The organism is Elusimicrobiota bacterium (genome assembly GCA_040757695.1).
Taxonomy (GTDB): Bacteria; Elusimicrobiota; UBA8919; order UBA8919; family UBA8919; genus JBFLWK01.
In genome coordinates this window covers 1-1,731 of sequence record JBFLWK010000204.1, presented here as the reverse complement: position 1 = coordinate 1,731, position 1,731 = coordinate 1, and the positions used below count along the sequence as shown (strand labels likewise).

3 protein-coding genes are annotated in these 1,731 nt (G+C 35.3%); all 3 read left to right on the top strand.

Annotation, left to right across the window (positions count from 1 at the left end):
• The first annotated feature begins 315 nt into the window (after nucleotides 1-315).
• From AB1349_14130 to AB1349_14120, 3 genes are read left to right on the top strand one after another with little or no spacing between them, the layout of a single operon-like run.
• Nucleotides 316-834, top strand: coding sequence for an NTPase (locus AB1349_14130; protein MEW6558463.1), 519 nt, complete (start codon nucleotides 316-318; stop codon nucleotides 832-834).
• Nucleotides 835-1,467, top strand: coding sequence for an MBL fold metallo-hydrolase (locus AB1349_14125; GenBank protein MEW6558462.1), 633 nt, complete (start codon nucleotides 835-837; stop codon nucleotides 1,465-1,467). It abuts the gene before it with no gap.
• Nucleotides 1,445-1,618: a hypothetical protein gene (locus AB1349_14120; protein ID MEW6558461.1), complete on the top strand. Its 174-nt coding sequence runs from the start codon at nucleotides 1,445-1,447 to the stop codon at nucleotides 1,616-1,618. The genes AB1349_14125 and AB1349_14120 overlap by 23 nt, the downstream gene beginning before the upstream one ends.
• Nucleotides 1,619-1,731: the final 113 nt, after the last annotated feature.

Genomic DNA, 1,731 nt, shown 5'->3' with positions numbered 1-1,731 from the left:
TCCAATTTATAATCCGCACTGTACCGCTTCCTTCTGTTATCACATCTACCCATATTGACTACCTCCCTTTTTGAGGGTCAGCAGTCAACCAATTCTTTCAAATCCCGTGTCCAATTACCTTCTGGGTAGGATATGGACGTGATAAGGGGGAGTTTACCCGCAGAAACTCCATCCAAAAAATCTTCTGAAATACTACGAGCAGGAACTTGGATTTGACTGCATCGGAATAAATTCAATCCTATCCGCCCCAAAAACTTCTTGCCTTTTGACCTGAAAAAAGTATAATAAAACTTAATAAGAAAATCTGAAGATAAAATGAAAGATATTCTTCTCACTGGAAAGCCGGGAGTTGGAAAGACAACAATAATCAAAAAGATTATAGCCAACCTTGATTCTGTGGGCGGTTTTTTGACAGAAGAAATTAGAGAAAATAATATACGTAAAGGATTTAAGATTGCAACTCTTGAAGATAAAGAAGGAGTTCTCGCCAGTTGTGATATAAAAACCAACTACCGAGTTGGCAAGTATTATGTGAACATTGCTGACCTTGAAAACATTGCAGGAGTATCAATAGAAAATGCTGTGGTGGATAAGAACATAAAATTTATTGTGATAGATGAAATAGGAAAAATGGAACTTTACTCTCAAAGATTTCAGGAAGCAGTAATTTCTGCTCTCAACAGTCAAAAGCAAGTCATTGGCACAATAAAAGAAAAACCAAATACTTTCACTGATAAAATCAAAAAAAGACAAAATGTTGAAGTTATCTCTGTAACAGTTGAGAACAGGAACTCAATTCCAGATAAGATTCTTGCAGATATAAAAGGGGAATAAATGTTAGAAAAAATTAAATGGCTTGGTCATGCAAGTTTTCGTATTGATGGTGAAAAAACAATTTATATTGACCCGTGGAGAGTAAAAAAGGACTTGCCAAAAGCAGATATTGTTTTAATAACCCATAACCACTATGACCATTGCTCACCGGAAGATGTCCAAAAAATTAGCAAAGGGGGGAAAGAAACAGTTATAGTTGCGAACAAATCTTCTGCTTTGAGTTTTTCCGATATGGAAGTTAAAACAGTCAAGCCGGGCGATAAAATTACTGTGCATAATGTTGATATAGAGATAACTCCAGCGTATAATATCAACAAGCCATTTCATCCGAAGTCATCTGATGGTTTAGGATTTATAGTTACTGTTTCTGGTCAGCAAATTTATCACAGTGGTGATACAGACATAATTCCTGAAATGAAGAATATAAAATGCGATATTGCACTTCTGGCAGTTTCTGGCACATATGTGATGACAGCATCGGAGGCGGCAAATGCTGCAGAAATGCTCAAACCAAAAATTGCTGTCCCAATGCATTATGGAGAAATAGTTGGTGATAATGAAGATGCTCAAAAATTTATTAACCTGTGTAAAAAATTATCCATAGAAGCAAATGTTAAGAATAAAGAACAATGAAGAGAAAAAATCCTATATTGGCTTTGGTATTGTGCAATTTATCCCTGAGTCCAACGGCACACATATGATACTTATAATTGTTGTTTGGTTATTTGCAACGGCAGATGCTTACATTTCTGTCAAAAAATATAACAGCAAGTTAGAAAAATAATAAATGACGGGAAAATTGCAGTAGAGACCGAAAATGTGTTCGCCTGTATATCATATGTATCAGAAGATTATTCTGATGATTACGGAAATAAAAAGGAAGGACTTGAAAAAGCA

Bases quoted from the DNA above. Each gene is read 5' to 3' on its own strand.
- AB1349_14130 (MEW6558463.1), top strand. From the start codon at position 316: ATGAAAGATATTCTTCTCACTGGAAAGCCGGGAGTTGGAAAGACAACA.
- AB1349_14125 (MEW6558462.1), top strand. From the start codon at position 835: ATGTTAGAAAAAATTAAATGGCTTGGTCATGCAAGTTTTCGTATTGAT.
- AB1349_14120 (MEW6558461.1), top strand. From the start codon at position 1,445: ATGTTAAGAATAAAGAACAATGAAGAGAAAAAATCCTATATTGGCTTT.